The sequence below is a fragment of the Histidinibacterium aquaticum genome (genome assembly GCF_008710275.1).
In the GTDB taxonomy this organism is placed as follows: Bacteria; Pseudomonadota; Alphaproteobacteria; order Rhodobacterales; family Rhodobacteraceae; genus Oceanicola; species Oceanicola aquaticus.
In genome coordinates, this window is sequence record NZ_VYQE01000003.1 from 59,950 (window position 1) to 78,500 (window position 18,551).

Annotated in this window: 13 protein-coding genes; 2 read left to right on the forward strand and 11 right to left on the reverse strand. The window is 72.0% G+C overall.

Annotated elements, in window-relative coordinates; all coding sequences use genetic code 11:
• Positions 1-3 precede the first annotated feature (3 nt).
• Positions 4-912 carry a siderophore ABC transporter substrate-binding protein gene (locus tag F3S47_RS09885; protein ID WP_150445109.1) on the reverse strand — a complete coding sequence of 303 codons (909 nt, stop codon included), beginning with the start codon at positions 910-912 and terminating at the stop codon, positions 4-6.
• Between the two features lie 100 nt (positions 913-1,012).
• Here F3S47_RS09885 and F3S47_RS09890 point away from each other — a divergent pair, with 100 nt between their 5' ends.
• Positions 1,013-1,318: a DUF2218 domain-containing protein gene (locus F3S47_RS09890; protein WP_150445110.1), complete on the forward strand. Its 306-nt coding sequence runs from the start codon at positions 1,013-1,015 to the stop codon at positions 1,316-1,318.
• A 3-nt stretch (positions 1,319-1,321) separates the two neighbouring features.
• Here F3S47_RS09890 and F3S47_RS09895 read toward each other — a convergent pair whose 3' ends face one another.
• Positions 1,322-3,259 carry a polysaccharide biosynthesis tyrosine autokinase gene (locus tag F3S47_RS09895; protein WP_191090147.1) on the reverse strand — a complete coding sequence of 646 codons (1,938 nt, stop codon included), beginning with the start codon at positions 3,257-3,259 and terminating at the stop codon, positions 1,322-1,324.
• Positions 3,260-3,459: 200 nt separating this feature from the next.
• Between F3S47_RS09895 and F3S47_RS09900 the strand changes: the two genes are divergently transcribed.
• Positions 3,460-4,569 (forward strand): glycosyltransferase family 4 protein, encoded by a 1,110-nt coding sequence (locus F3S47_RS09900; protein WP_150445112.1) that lies wholly within the window; start codon positions 3,460-3,462, stop codon positions 4,567-4,569.
• Here F3S47_RS09900 and F3S47_RS09905 read toward each other — a convergent pair.
• From F3S47_RS09905 to glgX, 9 genes are all read right to left on the reverse strand, one after another.
• Entirely contained in the window at positions 4,473-5,333 is an 861-nt protein-coding gene (locus tag F3S47_RS09905; RefSeq protein ID WP_150445113.1) for a sulfotransferase, read from the reverse strand. The genes F3S47_RS09900 and F3S47_RS09905 overlap by 97 nt on opposite strands.
• Positions 5,330-6,337 (reverse strand): hypothetical protein, encoded by a 1,008-nt coding sequence (locus F3S47_RS09910; protein ID WP_150445114.1) that lies wholly within the window; start codon positions 6,335-6,337, stop codon positions 5,330-5,332. The genes F3S47_RS09905 and F3S47_RS09910 overlap by 4 nt, the downstream gene beginning before the upstream one ends.
• Positions 6,338-6,425: 88 nt before the next feature.
• The gene (locus F3S47_RS09915) at positions 6,426-7,538 is read right to left on the reverse strand and encodes a glycosyltransferase (RefSeq protein ID WP_150445115.1); all 1,113 of its coding nucleotides are present in this window, start codon (positions 7,536-7,538) and stop codon (positions 6,426-6,428) included.
• A complete protein-coding gene (locus tag F3S47_RS09920; RefSeq protein ID WP_150445116.1) occupies positions 7,535-8,455 on the reverse strand; it encodes a sulfotransferase family protein in 921 nt (306 codons plus the stop codon). The genes F3S47_RS09915 and F3S47_RS09920 overlap by 4 nt, the downstream gene beginning before the upstream one ends.
• Positions 8,445-9,761: a lipopolysaccharide biosynthesis protein gene (locus tag F3S47_RS09925; protein WP_150445117.1), complete on the reverse strand. Its 1,317-nt coding sequence runs from the start codon at positions 9,759-9,761 to the stop codon at positions 8,445-8,447. The genes F3S47_RS09920 and F3S47_RS09925 overlap by 11 nt, the downstream gene beginning before the upstream one ends.
• Positions 9,762-9,803: 42 nt before the next feature.
• Positions 9,804-12,215, reverse strand: coding sequence for a right-handed parallel beta-helix repeat-containing protein (locus tag F3S47_RS09930; protein WP_150445118.1), 2,412 nt, complete (start codon positions 12,213-12,215; stop codon positions 9,804-9,806).
• Between the two features lie 176 nt (positions 12,216-12,391).
• Positions 12,392-14,716, reverse strand: a complete 2,325-nt coding sequence (gene treY / locus F3S47_RS09935; RefSeq protein ID WP_150445119.1) for a malto-oligosyltrehalose synthase — start codon at positions 14,714-14,716, stop codon at positions 12,392-12,394.
• A gap of 4 nt (positions 14,717-14,720) precedes the next feature.
• Positions 14,721-16,439, reverse strand: coding sequence for a malto-oligosyltrehalose trehalohydrolase (gene treZ / locus F3S47_RS09940; RefSeq protein ID WP_150445120.1), 1,719 nt, complete (start codon positions 16,437-16,439; stop codon positions 14,721-14,723).
• Complete coding sequence (gene glgX, locus F3S47_RS09945) at positions 16,432-18,546, reverse strand: glycogen debranching protein GlgX (protein ID WP_150445121.1); 2,115 nt, start codon at positions 18,544-18,546, stop codon at positions 16,432-16,434. The genes treZ and glgX overlap by 8 nt, the downstream gene beginning before the upstream one ends.
• Positions 18,547-18,551: the final 5 nt, after the last annotated feature.

Below are 18,551 nucleotides of genomic sequence, written 5' to 3' on the forward strand. Positions count from 1 at the left end.
CCGTCAGCTGCCACTGGCCTCGCCGAAGGCCGCCGCGAGTTCGTCCAGCGTGTGACTCAGCGACTGGATGCCGCCGCCCGCGAGGTAGAGAGGCGCGGGATCGAGGTAGACGATCTGCCCCTCTTCGGCCGCCGTCGTCCCGGCGATGAGCGGGTTGTCGAGCGTGGCTTGAGCCGCCTCGCCCTCCTGGCCGATGGCCGCGCCGCGGTCGATGACGAGGATCCAGTCGGGGTTCACCTCCGCCACGAACTCGAAGGAGACCGCCTCGCCGTGGGTCTCGGCCTCGAGGTTCTCGTGCGCCTGCGGCAGGCCCACCACCTGGTGGAGCCAGCCGAACCGCGAGTCCGCGCCGTAGGCCGAGATCTTGCCGCCGTTGGCGAGCAGGATCAGCGCCTTGCCCTGCCCCTCGACGAGCCCCGAGACTTCGGCGATCTTCTCGTCGAGCGCGGTGTTCAGCGCCTCGGCCTCGCCGGACAGCCCGAAGATCTCGCCGTAGGCCGTGACGCGGGCCTGCGCCTGCTCCACGAGGTCGGCGCCCCAGATCGTCATGTCGATGGTGGGCGCCACCTGCGACAACGGCTCGACCTGGGTCTGCGAGCGCCCGCCCGCGACGATGAGGTCGGGCGCCATGACGGCCAGCGCCTCGAAATCGGGCTCGAAGAGAGTGCCCACGATCTCCGCGCCGGACATGGCCTCTTCCAGGTAGGCCGGCGGCGTGATGTCAGGCACCCCGTCCACCTCCACGCCCAGCGCGTCGAGCGCGTCGATCGCGGCGAGGTCGAAGACCGCCACGGTTTCGGGCGCCTGCGGAACGCTCGCGGGCCCGGCAGCGGTCTCGATCTCGACCTCCTGGGCCATCAGCCCGGTCGGTAGGGCGGCGCAAAGCGCCACTGCGGCAACGGCATGTCTCATCACTGTCTCCTTGCTTGGCCGGCCCGCTCCGGGACCGCTGGACAAACCCGACTCAATTCGTCAGATTCTTTCCTGACTTAGAAGCTCAGGAATAAGACCGATGCAAGGCACTTTCTCCGACCGCGGCACATTCACCACCCAGAATGCCAGCAAGTACCTCCAGCAACTGTGCAAGCACTTCGCGCACAAGGTCGATGTCGATTACGACGCCGACCATGGCCGCGCCGCCTTCCCCACCGGCCCCGCCCGTCTCACGGCGACCGGCGACGCGCTGATCGCCGAGGTTGAGGCCGGAAGCGCCGAGGAGCTGCAGCGCGCGCGGGCCATCGTCGACAACCACCTCGCCCGCTTCGCCTTCCGCGAGGAGTTCGAGCGCATGGACTGGGAAGCGGAGTCCGCCGCCTGAGCCTCAGGCCGAGTAGTACCGCGCCGCCTGCGACCCGTAGGCCTCCGCGCCGTATCGCCGGGCGCCGCGCGGGTTCATCCGGCTGAGCACCAGCCCCGCGACCCGCACCTCGCTCCCGCGAAGCAGGCGCAGGGCATGGTCGAGCTGCGCCGCCTGCGTCCGCTCCCACCGGACCGAGACCAGAACCGCGTCCGCCTGCCGCGCCATGAGCCGCGCGTCGGGCACCGCGAGGACCGGCGGCGTGTCGATCAGCACGAGGTCATATCGCGCCCGAAGTTCGCGGAGCAGCGCCCTGAACCGCTCCGAGTGGAAGGCGTCCCCGGGCGCCGGCAGCGTTCCGCCCGCCGACAACAGGTCCGCCCCAAAGCCGGGTGCGCCCTGGATGACGCCGTCGATCCCCGCCTCGTCCCTCAGGTACTGCGCGAGCCCAGCCTCCGGCAGCCCGTCGAAGTACGACCCGAAGGTCCGCAGCCGCAGGTCGCCCTCGACCACGACGACCCGCTTGCCGAGCCCCGCGAGCTGGTGGGCCAGCGCGAGCGTCATGGTCGTCTTGCCCTCGCCCGGGACCGCCGAAGTCGCCACCAGCACCTGCGCCGCGCCCTCCGGATCGGCCAGCGCGAGCGAGGTCCGCAGAGAGCGCACCGCCTCCCCTGCGGCGGAGGTCGGATGGTCCACGAGGTAGCGCAGCAGCGCCCGCCGCCCGCGCACCCGGACCTGCGGGATCTCGCCCAGCACCGGCAGGCCCGCATGGTCCTCGAGCGCCGCACCGCTCGGGAAACCGTCCCGCCGCAGGTCGCGCCGCACCGCCAGCACGACGCCGAGCGCGAGCCCCAGTAGCCCGGCCAGCGCAAGAATCTTCGGCCGGTCCGGCGCCGACGGCCCCCGCGGCACCGCTGCCGTCGAGAGGATCCGGCTGTCGGGTTGCTGCATCCCCCTCTGCGCCGAGGTCTCGTTCAGCCGCGCCAGGAAGTACTCGTAGAGCGTGCGGATCGCCTCGGACTCCCGGTCCAGCTGGCGCAGCGCGATCAGGTCCTCGCTCTGCCGGTCGATCCGGTCCTTGAGCTCCGCCTCGGAGGCCCGCAGCGCGTCGAGCTGCTGCACCGTCCGGGCTCGCAGGGCCTCCGAACCGACGTCCCGCGCCGCCTCGGTCTCGTCGATCCGGTCCCGCAGCGATTTCAGGCGACGCTCCAGCCCGGCCAGCGCCTCTGCCGAGACGAGGTCCGTGGCCGTCCCCGACCGCGCCCGCTCCGCCTCGGCCTCCTCCAGGCGCGACCGCAGTTCCGCCACGCGCGCCCGAAGCCAGTCCTCCGCCTGGGTCAGCGCCGCCAGCTTCACCTCGAGCTGTCCCTCGACGTAGCGCGCGACCACCGCGTCCGCGATCCGCGCGGACTTCACCGGGTCACGCGTCTCGGCCGACACGCGAAAGACATGCGTCTGCGGCAGGTTGCGGACCGAGAGCGCCCGGCCCAGCCGCTCCACCGCCTCGGCGCGGACCGCCTCCGGGCCCGCGGGAGCCGCACGGTCCCACCGCGCCAGAAGGCGCGGGACAGGGCCCGCTGGTTCGAGCGCCGGGTTGAACTCCGGGTCCTCCGTCAGGGCGAGCCGGTCCACCACCTCGCCCAGCAGACCCCGCGCGCGGAGCACTTCGACCTCGGAGTTGATCTCGGCGGACTCGCCCGTCAGCCCCTGCGCGATACCCGGCAGGTCCACGATCTGAGGCTGCGCGGTCTCCAGCATCACGACCGCCGTCGCCCTGTAGACCGGCACCGCGAGGACGAAGGCCTGCAGCGCGCCGAGGGCCAGCGCGGCCAGAGTGACCGAGACCACCAGCCAGGGCGCCCGCCGCACGGCGCCGAGCGCCTGCTCCACCGTGAGCGTGACCTCCGGCCGGGATGAGAGCACCGGCGTGATTCGGCGGGGGGAGAGCGGACGGTCGGTCATGGCCGCAGGTCCAAAAACCGACGGCTGGACGAAGAGACGCCCCCATCCCGAGCATCTGCGGGCCGAAGGCGGGCCGTGACGGCGACGGGTCCGGATGCGGAGCCCTGTCCGATCCGGGAATCCTGTCCGGCCGGGCCCTCCCGGGTTTGCCCGACGACCGGCCGCCCCGCACTCCGCTGGCATCCCCAACGGAGGCTCCGATGCCGCATACAGTCCTTCACGTCGCCGAAACCGTCCAGGGCGGTATCGCCGGTTACCTCCGCATGTGCCTGGACCTGCCCCGCGACGCTTTCGACCAGAAGGCCCTCGTCCCGTCCTGCCAGCGGGCGCACCTGCCTGAGGATCCCCGCATCCTGACCTACCCGGAAACCGCCCGCGGCCCCCGCGCGGTGCTCGCCCTCGCCCGGCATCTGCGACGCGCGGTCCGCGAGTGCGCGCCCGATCTTCTCTACCTGCATTCGACCCTCTCCCTCCTGGCCCTCGCCCTCGTCCGGCCCGATGTGCCGGTCCTCTACTGTCCGCACGGTTGGGCCGCGCACCGGTTCTCCGGGACGGGCCCGCGCGACCGGGCCATCCGGTCGCTGGAATCGCGCCTCGCCGGCCTCGCCGACCGCACCGTGAACGTCTCCCGGAACGACGCCGCGCTCGCCCGGCATCTCGGCTACGGCGGCCGGCAGGTGGTGGTGGAGAACGCCGTTCCGCCCCCCGTGCCCGACGCGCGCAGCGATCTCTTCGGCGACGGGCTGAACCTGCTCTTCGTCGGCCGCTTCGACCGGCAGAAGGGGCTCGACCTGCTGCTCGAGGCCTTCGCCCGCGCCCGCCGGGACCGGCCCGACCTGCGTCTCCACCTCGCCGGGGCCGTCGTGCGCGGCGGCATCCCCACCGATCTGCCGGAGGGCGCGGAGCCGCTCGGATGGGTCGACCCGGGCCGGATCGACGACCTCTACCGCTCCGTCGATGCCGTGGTCCTGCCCTCGCGCTGGGAAGGCCTGCCGCTGGTGCTGCCCGAGGCCCTGCGCAACGGCACGCCGGTGATCTGCTCGGACCGCGCGGGCCTGCCAGATCTGGTCGAGGAAGGCGTGACCGGCCACGTCCTTCCGCTCTGCGTCGAGAGCTGGGGGCGCCGCCTCGCCACGCTCGACGCCGCCCGACTGCGCGCCATGCGACCGGCCTGCCGGGCGGCCTGGGCCGCGCGGTTCGACGTGGCGCGCTTTCACCGGGAAATCTCCGCGCAGATGGTCGAGGCCGCCCGGCCCTCACCCACCGGCGCCGGGATCAGCCCCGCTCTTTCCGCCAGGAAGTCCGGGTAGGAGAAGCCCAGCAACTCCTCGATGCGGGAGAGGTCCCCGGGCCGTGGCGCCTCGCCCGGACCCTCCCGCTCCAGCAGCCGCCGCAGCCCCAGGCGGCGCGCGCCCCGCGTGACGCAGTGCAGCCCGGCGGCCTTGAGGGTATCACCACCCCGCGTCGCCAGCCGCGAAAGCGCAGGCCAGCGCGGCACCCGCGCCGCGTTTCGCCGGGCCGCGACCAACTCCGCGGAGGGCGCCCGCTCCGGCAGGCCCAGCACAGCGGCGATCCGGCGGCAGAAAAGCTCGGGCGCCTCGACCAGCTCCTCCATCTCCAGCAGGTGGACCCGCTCCGCCCCGAAGAGCGCGAGCGCCCGCTCCACCACCTCGGGGTACCGGCTGAGGGCGATGACCGGGTCCCCGAGCGCGAGATGCGCCGCGAGCGGGGCGTCGTAGTAGCCGTAGCGCACCTCATGCCGGTACTGCGACAGCGTCCGTCGGACCGGGTCGCGCAGGGTCAGCACGACGTGAACCCCGGGCAGCGCCTCCGCCAGGCGCGCCAGCGCGGCGCCCCCAACATAGCTCGGCGCGACCTCCACGCAGGGGCCCGCCCCCCCGGGAAACATCGCCCGGTAGACCCCCAGCCCCCGGCCCGCATGGCGGTCGAAATGGAAGGTCTCCTTGCAGCCGCGCGGCAGCCGCACGTCACCCCGCTCCTCGAGGTAGGCCTGGATCCAGCTGGTCCCGGTCTTGAGCGGACCGGCGAAGACGACGTCCGGCAGCGCGCTCATGGCAGCACCGGGAGGATCTGCATCGCGCTTCCCCCAGCCCGGCTCTCCCCCGCCCGCCCCAGCGCCAGCGCCGCCCAGAGGAAGGTCGCCGCTGCCGCGACATGCCGCAGGCTGGTCCCGAGGTCCGGGCTGAAGAAGGGCACCGTCAGCGCCATGAAGACCCCGAAGCCGGCGAAGAGCGGGTCCCCCCGCCGCACCGCGCCCCGCGCCAGCGCGACGAAGGCCAGCGCGAAGACCTGCGCGTAGAGGTCCTTGACCGTGGCCGTCCAGGTCACCGGCAGGAGCGAGCCCCGGAGCACGGCAAGGTAGTTCTGCACCGCCCGCAGGGCCGGGCCCGTCTCGGGGTCGAGCGACACCCCGGGGTAGATCGTTCGGGTGCCGAAGCGGGTCTGGCTGGCGACGTACATCGCCTCCCGGGCCGCTTCGAGCTGCGCGAGCGGCCAGGGGAACGCGAGCGCCATCGCCGCGAGCCCCGCGCCCACTGCGAGGCTCCCGCGCCACCAGCCCAGAGCCGCGACGGCCAGGGCGGCGGCCAGCGGCAGGGCGTAGTAGGGCCGGATGAACAGGGCGAAGGCCGCGAGGCCCGCGACGAGCACGGCATGCCCCGCTCGCCGCCCGACGCCCCGCGCGGTAGCCACGGCGCAGAGAAGCAGGAAGACCAGGATGGCCTCCTTCGAGATGTAATCGAGGTGGATAATCACCGGCAGGGTCAGCACCAGCGCGAGCGCGTACCCCCCGAGGCTCCGCAGCGCCGCGGCGAGGCAGAGCAGGTAGGCCGCGAGCACCCCGTTGGTGAAGACCCGCCAGGGCATCGCCCGCTCCACCGCGTCGAAGAAGACCCCGACGTAGAGCTTGGCCGAGAGGCCGGAGAGGTCACGCAGCCCCCCGGCCTCCTGCACGAAGTCGATATAGCCCGCGTGGTCCGCCGGAGCGATCAGCCCCCGAAGCGGCCAGAGCGGCAGCGCGAGCAGGACCGCCACGGAGACGCGACCGGGCCGGATCACGCCCGCCCGGCCCGGCGATCTGGTCCCGGCGCATGACGCCGACACCCGTCGGTCGCAACACCCAGGAGCCTGAAGGCCGGACCCGACCTCATGCCGCGAGCCCCGCCAGGTGCGTATCGAGCGCCCGGCCGAACGCTCCCTGCCCGAACCGCTCCACGACGCGCGCTCTCAGCCGCTCCTCTGGCAGCTTGAGGCCCGGCCAATCGCCCCGCGCCGCCGCCTCGACCGTGGCGATGAAGGCGCCAGCGTCTCCGACCGGCACCGGCGGGAGGTCGGGCAGCAGGACGTCGCCGACCGAGCCGAGATCGGTGGCGATGACAGGGCGACCGGTGGCCAGCGCCTCCAGCACGACGAGCGGCTGCGCCTCGCCATAGCCCGAGGCCAGGAGCAGCACGTCCGCCGCCCGGTGGAGCCGCGCCATGTCGGAGCGGACGCCGAGCGCCAGGACCCTGTCTTCCAGGCCCCGCGCCCGGATCAGCGCCTCGAACTCCGGTGTCTCGCGCGAGACACCGCGCCCGGCGGCCAGCAGACGCACCGGGGCCACATCAGCCGCGCACGCCACGGCGTCGAGCACCAGCGGCCAGTTCTTCTGCGGGTCGAACCGGCCGAAGCAGCCAAAGACACGTTCCTCCGGCGTGAGCCCCAGCTCGGTCCGGATCGCCGCGCGGTCGGCGGCGTCCGGCGCGAAGAGCTCTGTCGGGATCCCGTTGGGGATCGCCGCCGAACGCCCTGCCGGGTATCCCAGCCCTTCGTGCAGCGCCTGCGACTCCGCGCCGCTATAGAGCAGGTGCCGCCCGGCCCCCTTCGCAATCCGCCCCAAGGCCCGCTGCGCCGCGCGCTCCAGCCGCTTCGACCCGGGCTTGAGGTCGGTGTTGTGCAGGTAGGCCAGCACCGGCACGCCCCGCGGCGCCAGCCAGGGCGCCATGACGCCCGCGTGGTACATCCAGGCGACCACCACGTCGGGCGAGAGCATCGCCAGCCGCCGCCGGACCCATGGCATGTCCCGCAGCACATCGGCGTAGCCCCTGCAGCGCCGCGCCTCGAGCCTGTCGCCAAGCTGCTCCGCCATCCTGGCATCGTTGTCTTGAAAAAGCGTTACGCAGCGATGGGAATGGATCGTCTGGCCGCTCAGGTAGCGCACCAGCAGCGTCTCCGCCCCGCCCTGAACGAGCCGCGGGATGAGGTGCAGCACCCGGCTCACGCGGCACCCCAGTGCATCGGGCGGAAGCCGAAACCGCCCTCCAGCTCCGCCGCCACGCCCGATAGCTCTGCCTCGAGGATCGCCCGGGCCCTCGGCCCCGGGGGCGGCACCGGAGGCGCGCCCCGCGCAACCATGTCCTGAACGCCTGTCTTGAGCCCTTTCCTGAGCCCCACCGGCAGCAGCGGCTTCAGCACCCGCTTGACCGGGGAGCGTCCGTAGAGCCCCCGCATCGCCGCCCCGCGCCAGCCGTCGACCTCGGCGACCGTCGCGTTCGCGCTTGGCGCACAGGGCAGCGCGTCGGGCTCCGGCACGCCAAGAAACGCGCAGACCTCCCGCAGCGCGGCGAGCGGCTCCCGCGTGAAGCGCTCGAATTCCAGCAGGTGCAGGTGGCCGGGACGAAGCTGCGCCTGCCAGCGGGCCAGATGCCTGGAATAACGGGAGTAGTCGAGGTGCCTGAGCGTCGGCCAGTACCCGTCCCGTCCCCCCGCCATCTCGTCCTCGAGGGCCGCCTCCAGCGTCGGCGCGCTCTCCCGCAGGGTGCCGCGCGAGAAGTGATAGGCCGACCGGACCCGGGCCGCGGGCGCGCGGAGCAGGACGACAGCCTTCACCTCCGGATTGCGGGCGGCGAGCATCCGGGGGCTCTGCGCGTCGCTGAAATAGGCCGTGCTCGCCTCGCCCCAGAGCGTATCGTCCCCGGCGCGGCCGAAGGCACGGGCATAGGTCTCCTCCAGCCGCTCGGGCGGGGGGAAGACATGGGCCGGGTTCTGGGCGGCATAGCCGGCGCCCATCATCAGCGTGGGCTCCTTGGGGCGGGCGAAGGTCACGTCCGGCAGCGCCGCGAGAAGCCGGGCGAGCGAGGTCGTCCCGGACTTCATCGCGCCCGGGATCACGAAGTCGGGGAAGGGCCTAGTGCGCATGGTGTCTCCGGGGACCGAGGATGGAGAGGACCGTGGGGTCGATCTCCAGCTTGCGGCGGGCCCAGACGGCCGCCGCGAGATTCCAGCCTGCGAGCCCCGCCGCCGTGCCGGCCGCCGCCCCGGGAAGACCCCAGGTGGCCCCGGCAAGCGCGACGCAGGCGAGAGCCGCGCCCTGTGTCACGAGGTGGAGTCCGACCGTGGCCTTCTCGTGACCCGTCATCAGCATGACGTACCCCGTCGGTCCGCAGAGCGCGCTGGCCAGCGGCCCCAGGGCCAGCAGCGCGAGGATCGGCCCCCGGTCCGCGTAGGCCGGATCGAAGATCCCCAGGATCGCGCCCCCGGAATGCAGGATGAGGGCGAGGCCGGCGAGGACGAGCAGGCTCGAACCCGTGGCAACAGTGGCGCATATCGTCCTGATTTCGCTTACCTCCCCTCGACCCCAAGCTTCCGAGATCAGGGGAGCGGCGCGCATGTTCGCCGCGACGAGGGGCAACTGCAGGAGCGCCGCGGTGCGCTGTGCAGCGAAGAAGAGCCCGGCCTCGGCGAAGGACAGGACGGCGCCCACGACAACGACGGAGAGATGCGGCAATAGGCTCGCGGAGAGGGAGGCGGCCGCGATCCAGCGCGACTCTGATATTACTTTCAACGAGTTGCAGGAACCCCCTGATGCATCACCTGAACTCCGGATCTTGACCCTTTGAAAACCAAGGGCGGCGAGCAGAAGCGCGGCAGCCAAGGCAACGGCTCCGGCCGCAGACCCCTCTATCCCGAGAGCGAGGCAGGCGAGCACGGCCAGGCAAAGCCCAACGCGCCACAACAGGTCGCGCGGCGCGAGGGCGCGCAGGATCTCTCCCCGTGCGCGTAGAACGTGGCTCAGGACCTCCGCCATCCCCAGGGGGACCGCCAGAACCAGACCGAGCGCAAGGATCGCCGCGAAGGGGCTGCCCGATAACGCGAGGACGCCGGACAGGGGCAAGACCAGCAGCGCGACCGCGAGCGACGCCAGGGCGAAGCCCGCGAAGAGCGCGCGCAGGAAGACCGGCGCCTCCCCCGTGACGAGCAGCGCCGGCAGGCGGCGCAGCGCGAGGACGGGCAGTCCGGCCGACGCCAGGACCGCGAGGACCATCCCGAGGGACTGGGCGGCGGCGTAGCGGCCGTAGGCCTCGGGCCCGAGCCAGCGGGCGAGGCAGACGAGGGAGAGAAAGGTCAGCCCCGCCGACCCCAGCTTGATCGCGAGCGCCGTCGCCCCGTCCCGCGCGAGGCGGGCCGGGTGGACGGGTTTCGGGAATCCAGCGGCGCGGGTCATGTCCCCGGGGTACCGCTCGCTTGGTTACCAACGGGTTAACGGTCAGGCCCAGCCCGGCCGGGCGACCTCCGCCCGCCAGCGCAGAGGCACGTCCTCCGCGGGCGGCGCGGCGGCCCGCAGGGTGACCGACGAGGTGCCGGGCGCATCGGCCCAGACGGCCCCGGCATCGCCTCCGGGCGTCACGAGAACGACCTCCGGCGTTCCCATCAGGCCGTGTGTCACGCTGACCGACTGCTGCCCGGTCCCCAGCACGGCCTCGCCCTGCGCTGTGAGCTTCAGCCCCGGGCAGGCCTCGTAGAGCACGTCTCCGAGCCGCGGGTTCAGGATGTCCGCACCGTTGCCGTGGAAGGCGCAGCCCTCGAGGCTCACATGCATCGCCCCGAAGTCGAGGCCCCCGAACTTCACAGCCCGGGACAGGCGTTCGAAGCTGCAACCGCGGATGCGCAGCCGCTCCGGGAGGTTATCGAAGGAAAAGACGAAGACCCCCTCCTCCGTCCCGTCCTGCGCATCGCGGAAGGTCACGCCCTCGATCAGGATGTCCCGGGGGCCGCCGGCGCCGTTGGGGTTCATGTCCTGGATCTGGACGCCCCGGATGGCGAAGCCCTCCATCACCCCGCCGCGCAGGGTCAGGCCACTGGCGTAGCGGGCCTGGACGCAGGTCGCGCAGGCACCGCGTTCGAAGCGGTTGTCCTCGAGGGTGAGACCGATGCCGCGGCACTCGATGCCGCGGTCCATCCGCGCGTCGGGCGCGTCGTCGCGGGCGGTGACCGTGGCGGTCCAGTCGCTGCCCTCCTGCGTCAGGACCTCCCCCGGCTCGAACCAGCCGGAGCCCTGCCCCAGCAGGATCGTCCCGGGCGCGGGCCGCTCCGGAACGGCCTCGAAGCGGTCGCCCCCGGCGCCCTGGATCGCGCCGGTGCCGAGCGTGCCGCTTTCGGCGCTCACCGCGTAGACGGCGCGCACGCCACCGTCGCGGGTGAAGATGTTGCCCGAGACCCGGGAGTGGCCCACGCCCCGGCCGAGGAACAGGCCGTGATGACCGTCGCGCAGCCCGGAGACGTTGCGCCAGGGGCGGATCACGTTGCCGGTGAGACTGAGTGCCTTGCCGGACTGGACGCGTATTCCGTAGGCGTCGTTGCTGTCGCGGTATCCGCCCGCGTCCACCACGTTGTCGGCCACGGTGATCTCGGCCCCCGCGACGACCATGCCGTCACGCCCGGAGCGGCGGCAGGTGTTGCCGGTGACAGTCCCCCCGGCGAGTCCCTCGACGTAGAGATTGTGGCGGAACGGACCGGTGACGCAGTTCCCCGAGACGACGCCCAGGCTGTCGTCGAGCGCGGGCGTACCGGGGCGGCGGGCGCTCAGGGCCTCGACCTTGATTCCGTGCAGAAGCCGCAGTCCGGGGCCGTGGGCCTCGTCGGCCGTAACCCGGTTGCCGGTGATCCTGTTGTCCGAGCCGAAGGAGCGGATGCCGCACCCCTCCGACGTCTGGTCGTCGTGATGCGGACGGCAGGTGACGCGGCAGCCGGTGATGCGGGCGCCGGAGAGCTCGGTCCCCGACCAGTTCTCCGCCCCCGCGACGAAGCCGGTGTCGGACCAGGCGACCTCGATCCCGTTCACCCAGTCGACGCAGGTCACGCCCTCGACAGTGACGTCCGACGCGCAGACCGCCAGCGCCCGGCCATAGCCATTCGTCGCGCCGTCGATCCCGTCCTCGTCCGTGAGGGTCAGGCCGGAGAGATGCTGGCCCGCGCCCGCGAGCGTGACGAGCGCGGCGGAAGAGAAGCCGTCGGTCTCGCTGAGGCTGCCCGTGGCAATGGGGCCGCCCTTGATCAAACGCCCGGCCCCGGTGATCCGCAGGCCGGGGGCGGTGAACTGCAGGGTCTTCGTGAGCCGGTGCGTGCCGTCGATCCGGACGAGATCAAGCCGGTCGGCGAAGGTATCCGCGAAGGCGGCGAGGGCCACGAGCGCGGAGGTATCCTCCGCCCCCTGCCCGCGGGCGCCGAACATCTCGGGCGTGATCGCCTGCCCCGCAACGGGCCGGAGCCGCGCCCCGCCCGCCGTTGCGAGTTGCGGACCGGTCTCTGTCGGCGAGAGCACCTCCATCCGGGCCCCCTCGGCCGTCGTCAGGACGGCGCCCTCGGGGAAGAGTTCGGCAGGTCTCGGATCGTCGGGGAGCGCGGCGAGATGCGGCATCTGGCTCGTGGGCAGCCGCACCGCCTGGGCAGTGCCCGAGGCCAGGGCGATCACGAGAGAGCCGTCCGCCGCCAGGTCGGTGCCCGCGACGACCTGGTAGGTCCCCACCGGCGCGCGGCAGAGATCGCCGGGCACGAGCCCCTCCGCCGCGGCGATCCCGGCGCGGGTGTCGAAGGAGAGGATCTGCCGCGCGCGCAGACCGTCGAGCGTGGACTTGAGATCGCTTCCCGTCATGGGAAGCTCGGGAACCTGGATCGTCATGAAATCAGCCCTTGCCGGAAAAACGGCGGGCATCATGGCTCAACGCGGTTAACGACAGGTGAACGGAGCGAGCGTCGGGTTAACGGTTTCTTAACCTTTCACGGGGTCATGGCCGGCAGCACACCGGGGCCGATCCGGACGGTCGGTCCTGAGAGTCATCCCCGGCCGCAGTCGCCTCAGGTCCCCGTGGCGTCAGCCAGTCCGATGCGGACGAAGGCCTCGTCTGAGAGCTCCTCCGGCGGCCAGAGGCAGTCCTCCGGGGCGAGCACCTCGTCGAGGGCCTCGACCGCGCCCGAGATGGCCATCGCCGCGGTCATCCGGCGGCCGCCCCCTGCCCGCTCGAAGGCGCAGACACCGGGCGGCGCGGGGAGCCGGCGGTAGCTGCCGGATAGGAAGAGCTCGGGGTTGTCGCGCCTCAGCTGCAGCAGGCGGCGGGTCAGAGAGAGCTTCTGCCGGTCGAGCGACGAGGTCAGGTGCTCGGGGTTCTCGAAGGCCGCCCGGCGCAGGTCGAAATCCACCTCCCGGCGGTTGTCGGGGTCGGTCAGGGCGTAGTTGCCGAGCTCGCAGCCCTGGTAGATGTCGGGGATCCCCGGGATCGTGAGCTTGAGCGCGGCCTGCACCAGCGAGAGCCGCTCGGCGCTGGCGACGATGGGATCGACCTCGCGCGCGTGGCGCGGGAAATGCGCGGCGAGGCGGCGGACGTAGGTCTGGGCCGCCTCTTCCAGTTCGAGGTCGGGGGCGGTCCAGAAGCTCTCGCTCTTGGCCTCGCGCAGGGCTTTCACGACGTGGTCGGCCAGCCGCTGCGCGGTGTCGCCGTCGCCGGGCTCCATGGCGAGGAAGGTCTGGGCGACGTACCAGACGAGGTTGGTGTCCAGCCGCTCGGGCGCGAAGCCGCGGCAGATGCGGAACCAGGCCTCGAAGCTCTCGGCCTCCCGGGTGATGGCGGCGATGCGCATCCGGGCGTCCTCGGAGCGCTTGGTGTCATGCGAGGAGGTGAGCGAAAGGCCGTGGGGCATCCGCTCGGCCCGCCGCTCCATGGCGCGATGGAAGCCCTCGACGCCCAAGGGGTCGTCGTCGGGCTCGCCGCCGACCTCGTTGGCCGAGAGCAGCCGCACCTCGCGGTAGAAGGAGGTATCCTCCTGGCTCTTGGCGACGGCGGCGCCGGTCACCTGCTGCAGGCGCAGGCGGAGGGGCGCGGTCTCGGGGCCCGGCCGGGTCAGGACGTCCGCGAGGAAGGGCACGGCGCCGGGCTGGGTCAGGTGTTGCTCGGCGCGGGCCGCGGTATCGCGGACGAGCTTCGCGTCGGCCTCCGAGATCCTGTCGGCGGTCATGTAGGTGCGGTAGCGCGGGAAGGCCGCGATGAACTCCAGGAGGGCGTCACGCAGGGTCTCGGGGCCGAACTCGGATCCCAGCGGATCCTGCGCGGCGATCTCGGCGAACATGCGGTGCAGCGTCCAGAGCTCGGCGGCGAGGTCCTCGGTCATGACCTGGTGGCGGGCGCGGCGGATGACCTCCTCGACGGAGTCGGTGCGGCCGGTCGCGGCGCGGTAGGTCTCGGAAATGCGCTCCAGCCCGTCCCGGTCGGTCAGCAGGCGCGAGAGGGCGCGGGAGACGACGTAGCCGGTGGTGCCCTGCACTGGCCAGTCGGGCGGCAGCCGCTCGGGGCCGGAGAGGATCTTCTCCACCCAGACCGGTGTCTCGAGGACCCTGGCGCGCAGGCGGTCGAGGTAGTCCTTCGGGTCGGCGAGCCCGTCGATGTGGTCGATGCGGATGCCGTCGACGGTGCCCTCATCCACCAGCTCCAGCAGCAGGCGGTGGGTGTCGTCGAAAACCGCCTCGTCCTCGACCCGCACGCCGATCAGGCCGGTGACGGAGAAGAACCGGCGGTGCGACAGCGCGTCGTGCTCGGTGCGCCAGTGGACAAGCCTCCAGGGCTGCTCGGCGTGAAGCGCGCGGATCGCCTCCGGGTCGCCCCCGCGGGCGGCTTCGAGAGAGCCGGTCTCGGCGAGCGCGACGCGCAGGCCGCCGGTGACGAGGACGGGCCCGTCGGGGTCGTCCTCCACGGAGAAGCCCTCGCCCTTCACCACCTCCTCGAAGGGGGCGGTGAGCCAGGGCAGACGGATGCGCTCGGCGGCGGGGTCGATGTCGAAGTGGCGGACGTAGCGGCTGGCCGTGCCGCGGCGCAGGATGTCGCGCAGCCAGGGCGTCTCGGGCGAGAAGGCCATGTGGTTCGGCACGATGTCGAGGATCAGGCCCAGCCCGTGCTCCTTGAGCGTCCCGGAGAGCCGCGCCAGCCCCTCGCGGCCGCCGAGTGCGGGGTCGATCTCGCCCGGGTCGATCACATCGTAGCCGTGGGTCGAGCCGGTCTGCGCCGTGAAGAGCGGCGAGGCGTAGAGGTGGCTGATCCCGAGGTCCGCGAGATAGGGGACGAGCTCCGCCGCGCGGTCGAAGTCCATGCCCTGTCTGAACTGGAGGCGGTAGCAGGCGGTGGGCAGCTTCATGCCGTTATCCCGTCGTGATCGAGTGGATGGCGCGGGCGGTGGACCCGCCGGTGTCGTGGATCGTCTCGCCGGGCGCCTCCGGCGGGGTCGCCCCGCCGAAGCCCGCGCGCAGGTGGAGCGTGACGCCGTCGAGCGTCCAGTCGACGGCGAGCCGGCCCTCGGCGGCCTCGATAAGGCGGCCCGAGTGGCCGCCGGTGCCGGCCAGGCGCGGAACGATGTGCTCGCGTCGCAGGGCCAGAAGGTGGCGGAGGCGGTCCGTCATCGCCCTGCCCTTGTCGCTGTCGCGGCGCGCGGGGTCGAGCCTGGAGCCCTCGAAGGTCTCCAGCGCGATCGGGTCCGGCACGTCCTCGGCCTCGAAGCCGGAGAACCCCGCGAACTCCTCGCGCCGGCCGGTGCGGACGGTGTCGTCGAGCGCGCCGCCGAAGTGGGCGAAGAAGGTGAAGGGCCGCGTCTCGCCGTATTCCTCGCCCATGAAGAGCAACGGGATATGTGGCGAGAGGATCAGGGTGGCGGTCAGCGCCCGCAGCGTCTCGGCATCGGTGAGCGAGATCAGCCGCTCGCCCAGCGCGCGGTTGCCGGTCTGGTCGTGGTTCTGCAGAAAGTCCACGAAGGCGGCGGGCGGCAGGTGCCCGGAGGGCGCGCCGCGGCCCTGCTCGCCCTGGAAGGAGAAGCCCTCTGCCAGGGCGCGGCCCATGAGACCCAGCGGATCCACGGCAAAGTCGCCGTAATAGCCCTCGGTCTCGCCGGTGGCGAGGACATGGGCGGCGTTGTGCAGGTCGTCGTTCCATTCTGCGGTGTGCAGGGAGACCTCGCCGTCCGGCCCGCGCTCGTGCAGGTGGGTGACGTTGCGGTTGTCCTCGGTCGTCAGGTGCACCGGGCGGTCGCCCAGTGTCTCGCGGACCTCGACGGCCAGCTCGGCCAGCAGCTCGTACTCCGAGGGGTCGGCGATCTGGTCGACGGCATCGAGCCGCAGACCGTCGAAGCCGAACTCGGTCAGCCAGTAGAGCGCGTTCTCGATGAAGAAGCGGCGGACGGCGGGCTTGCGGTAGTCGATCCCCGCGCCCCAGGGTGTGGTCCGGGCCGGGTCGAAGAAGTCGGGCGCATAGGCGTTGAGGTAATTCCCGTCCGGGCCGAAGTGATTGTAGACCACGTCGAGCAGCACCATCAGCCCGCGCTCGTGCGCCGCCTCGACCAGCGCCGCGAGGTCGTCGGGCGTGCCGTAGACGTTGTGGGGGCAGTAGGGCAGCACACCGTCGTAGCCCCAGCCCCGGTCGCCGCCGAACTGGGCGACGGGCATGATCTCGATCGCGGTGATGCCGATCTCCGCCAGCCGGTCGAGCTCTCCGATGGCGGCGCGGAACGTGCCCTCTTCGGTGAAGGTGCCGACGTGCAGCTCGTAGATCACCGCCTCTTCCCACGGGCGGCCCGCCCACGCGGGCGGGATGCGCGGCGCCGTGAGGAGCGAGGGGCCATGCACGTCGCCCTTCTGGCGGCGGGCCGCGGGATCGGGAACGCGGGTGTCGTCGGGCAGGACGAACTCGTAGGCGTCGCCCTCCTGCGCCTCGGCTTCCAGCTCGAACCAGCCACGGCCATCGGGGTGCATCCGGTACTCGCGGCCGGCGAGGTGGAGGTTCAGCTCTTCGCAGCCGGGAGCCCAGAGGGCGAAGCGCCAACGGCCGTCGCCGGCGGGCTGGGCGCCCCAGGTGTAACGGGGGTCACTCATCACGTCCGTTCTCCAGATCGCGTCCGGTTTCAAGCAGCAGCAGCGAGCGGGACGAGAGCGTCAGCGCGCCGCCCTGCACGCTCGTCTCGCCCTCGGGGTCGGCGAGGCCCTCGACCGTATCGACGAGGACCTGCCATGTGCGGCCCGCGTCGCCGGGGAGCGTGCACTCGATGTCCACGTCCGAGGCGTTCATCAGCATCAGCAGGTAGGTCGTGGCCTCGTGCAGCAGCAGGCCCACGGCGCGACTTCCGTCGTTCTCCCAGTCCTCCGAGGTCATCTCCTCGCCGTCGGGCCGGACCCAGCGAGCGAAGCGGTTGGCGCGGGCGTCGGGCCCCGAGTGCAGGTAGCGTTCGGCCAGAAAGAGGCCGCGGCTGGCGCGAACCTGCAGCAGTCGGCGGGTGAAGGCCTCGAACTCCAGGTTGCGTTCCGAGGGAGCCCAGTCGAGCCAGTTGATCGGGCCCGGCTGGCAGTAGGCGTTGTTGTTGCCGTTCTGGGTGCGGCCGCGCTCGTCTCCCATCAGGATCATCGGCGTGCCCTGGCTCAGGAGCTGGGTCGCCATGAGGTTGCGGCGCTGGCGATCGCGCAGCTCGATGATCTCCGGGTCGTCGGTCTCGCCCTCTTCGCCGCAGTTCCAGCTGAGGTTGTGGGAGTGGCCGTCGTGGTTGTTCTCGCCGTTCTCCTCGTTGTGCTTCTCGTTGTAGGAGACGAGGTCCATCAGCGTGAAGCCGTCGTGTGCGGTGACGAAGTTGACGCTCGCCCAGGGACGGCGGCCGGCGTGGGCGAAGGTCTCGGCCGAGCCGAGGATATTGCCCGAGACCTGGCGCAGGAGGCCCGCGTCGCCGCGCCAGTAGGCGCGGGTGTTGTCGCGGTAGCGGTCGTTCCACTCCGCCCAGCCGGGGGGGAAGTTGCCCACCTGGTAGCCGTTGGGACCGGTGTCCCAGGGCTCGGCGATGAGCTTGACCCCGGCAAGCACCGGGTCCTGGCGCACGGCCTCGAGGAAGATCGCGTGCTCGGAATACTGGTCCCGGTCGCGACCGAGCGTGGTGGCGAGGTCGAAGCGGAAGCCGTCGACGTGGCAGTCCTCGACCCAGTAGCGCAGGCTGTCCATGACCATCTGCAGCACGCGGGAATTGCGCAGATTCAGCGAGTTACCGCAGCCTGTGGTGTCGAAGTAGTAGCGCGGGTCGTCGGCCAGCGTGTAGTAGCTGGCGTTGTCGATACCGCGGAAGGACAGCGTCGGGCCCATCTGGTTGCCCTCGGCGGTGTGGTTGTAGACCACGTCCATGATGACCTCGATGCCCGCCTCGTGCAGGCGGCGGACCATGAGCTTGAACTCGTGCAGCCCGCCGTCCTGCGTGAGGTACCGCGGCGCGGGAGCGAAGAAGCCGAGGGTCGAGTAGCCCCACCAGTTCACGAGACCTTTCTCGGTCAGCAGGCCCTCGTCGTAGAAGGCCTGGACCGGCAGCAGCTCGATCGAGGTGACGCCGAGGGTGACGAGGTGATCGATCACATGCGGATCGGCGAGCCCCTCGAAGGTGCCGCGCAGGGGCTGCTCGATCCCCTCGTGGCCCATTGTCATGCCGCCGACATGGGCCTCGTAGACCACCGAGCGGCCCCAGGGCACGTCCGGGCGTCGGTCGCCGCCCCAGGTGTGCGCCGGGTCGACGACGACGCTCTTGGGCATGGCCGAGGCGCTGTCGCGGCGGCTGAAGGAGAGGTCCTCCTGCGGGTTGCCGATCTTGTAGCCGAAGAGCGACTCGTGCCAGCGCAGGTTCCCGCGGTGCTGGAGCGCGTAGGGGTCCAGCAGCAGCTTGTGCGGGTTGAAGCGGTGCCCGGCCTCGGGCGCGTAGGGGCCGTGGACGCGGTAGCCGTAGAGCTGGCCGGGCCGCACGTCCGGCAGGTAGCCGTGCCAGACCTGGTGTGTGAACTCCGGCAGCTCGATCCGCTCGATCTCGCGCTTGCCGCGGTTGTCGAACAGGCAGAGCTCGACCTTCTCGGCATGCGCCGAGAAGAGAGCGAAGTTCGTGCCAGAACCGTCCCAGGTGGCACCAAGAGGCACGTCCGAGCCCGGGTGAATTCGGCGCTCGGCAATCGCTGGGGCGTCCATGGCGG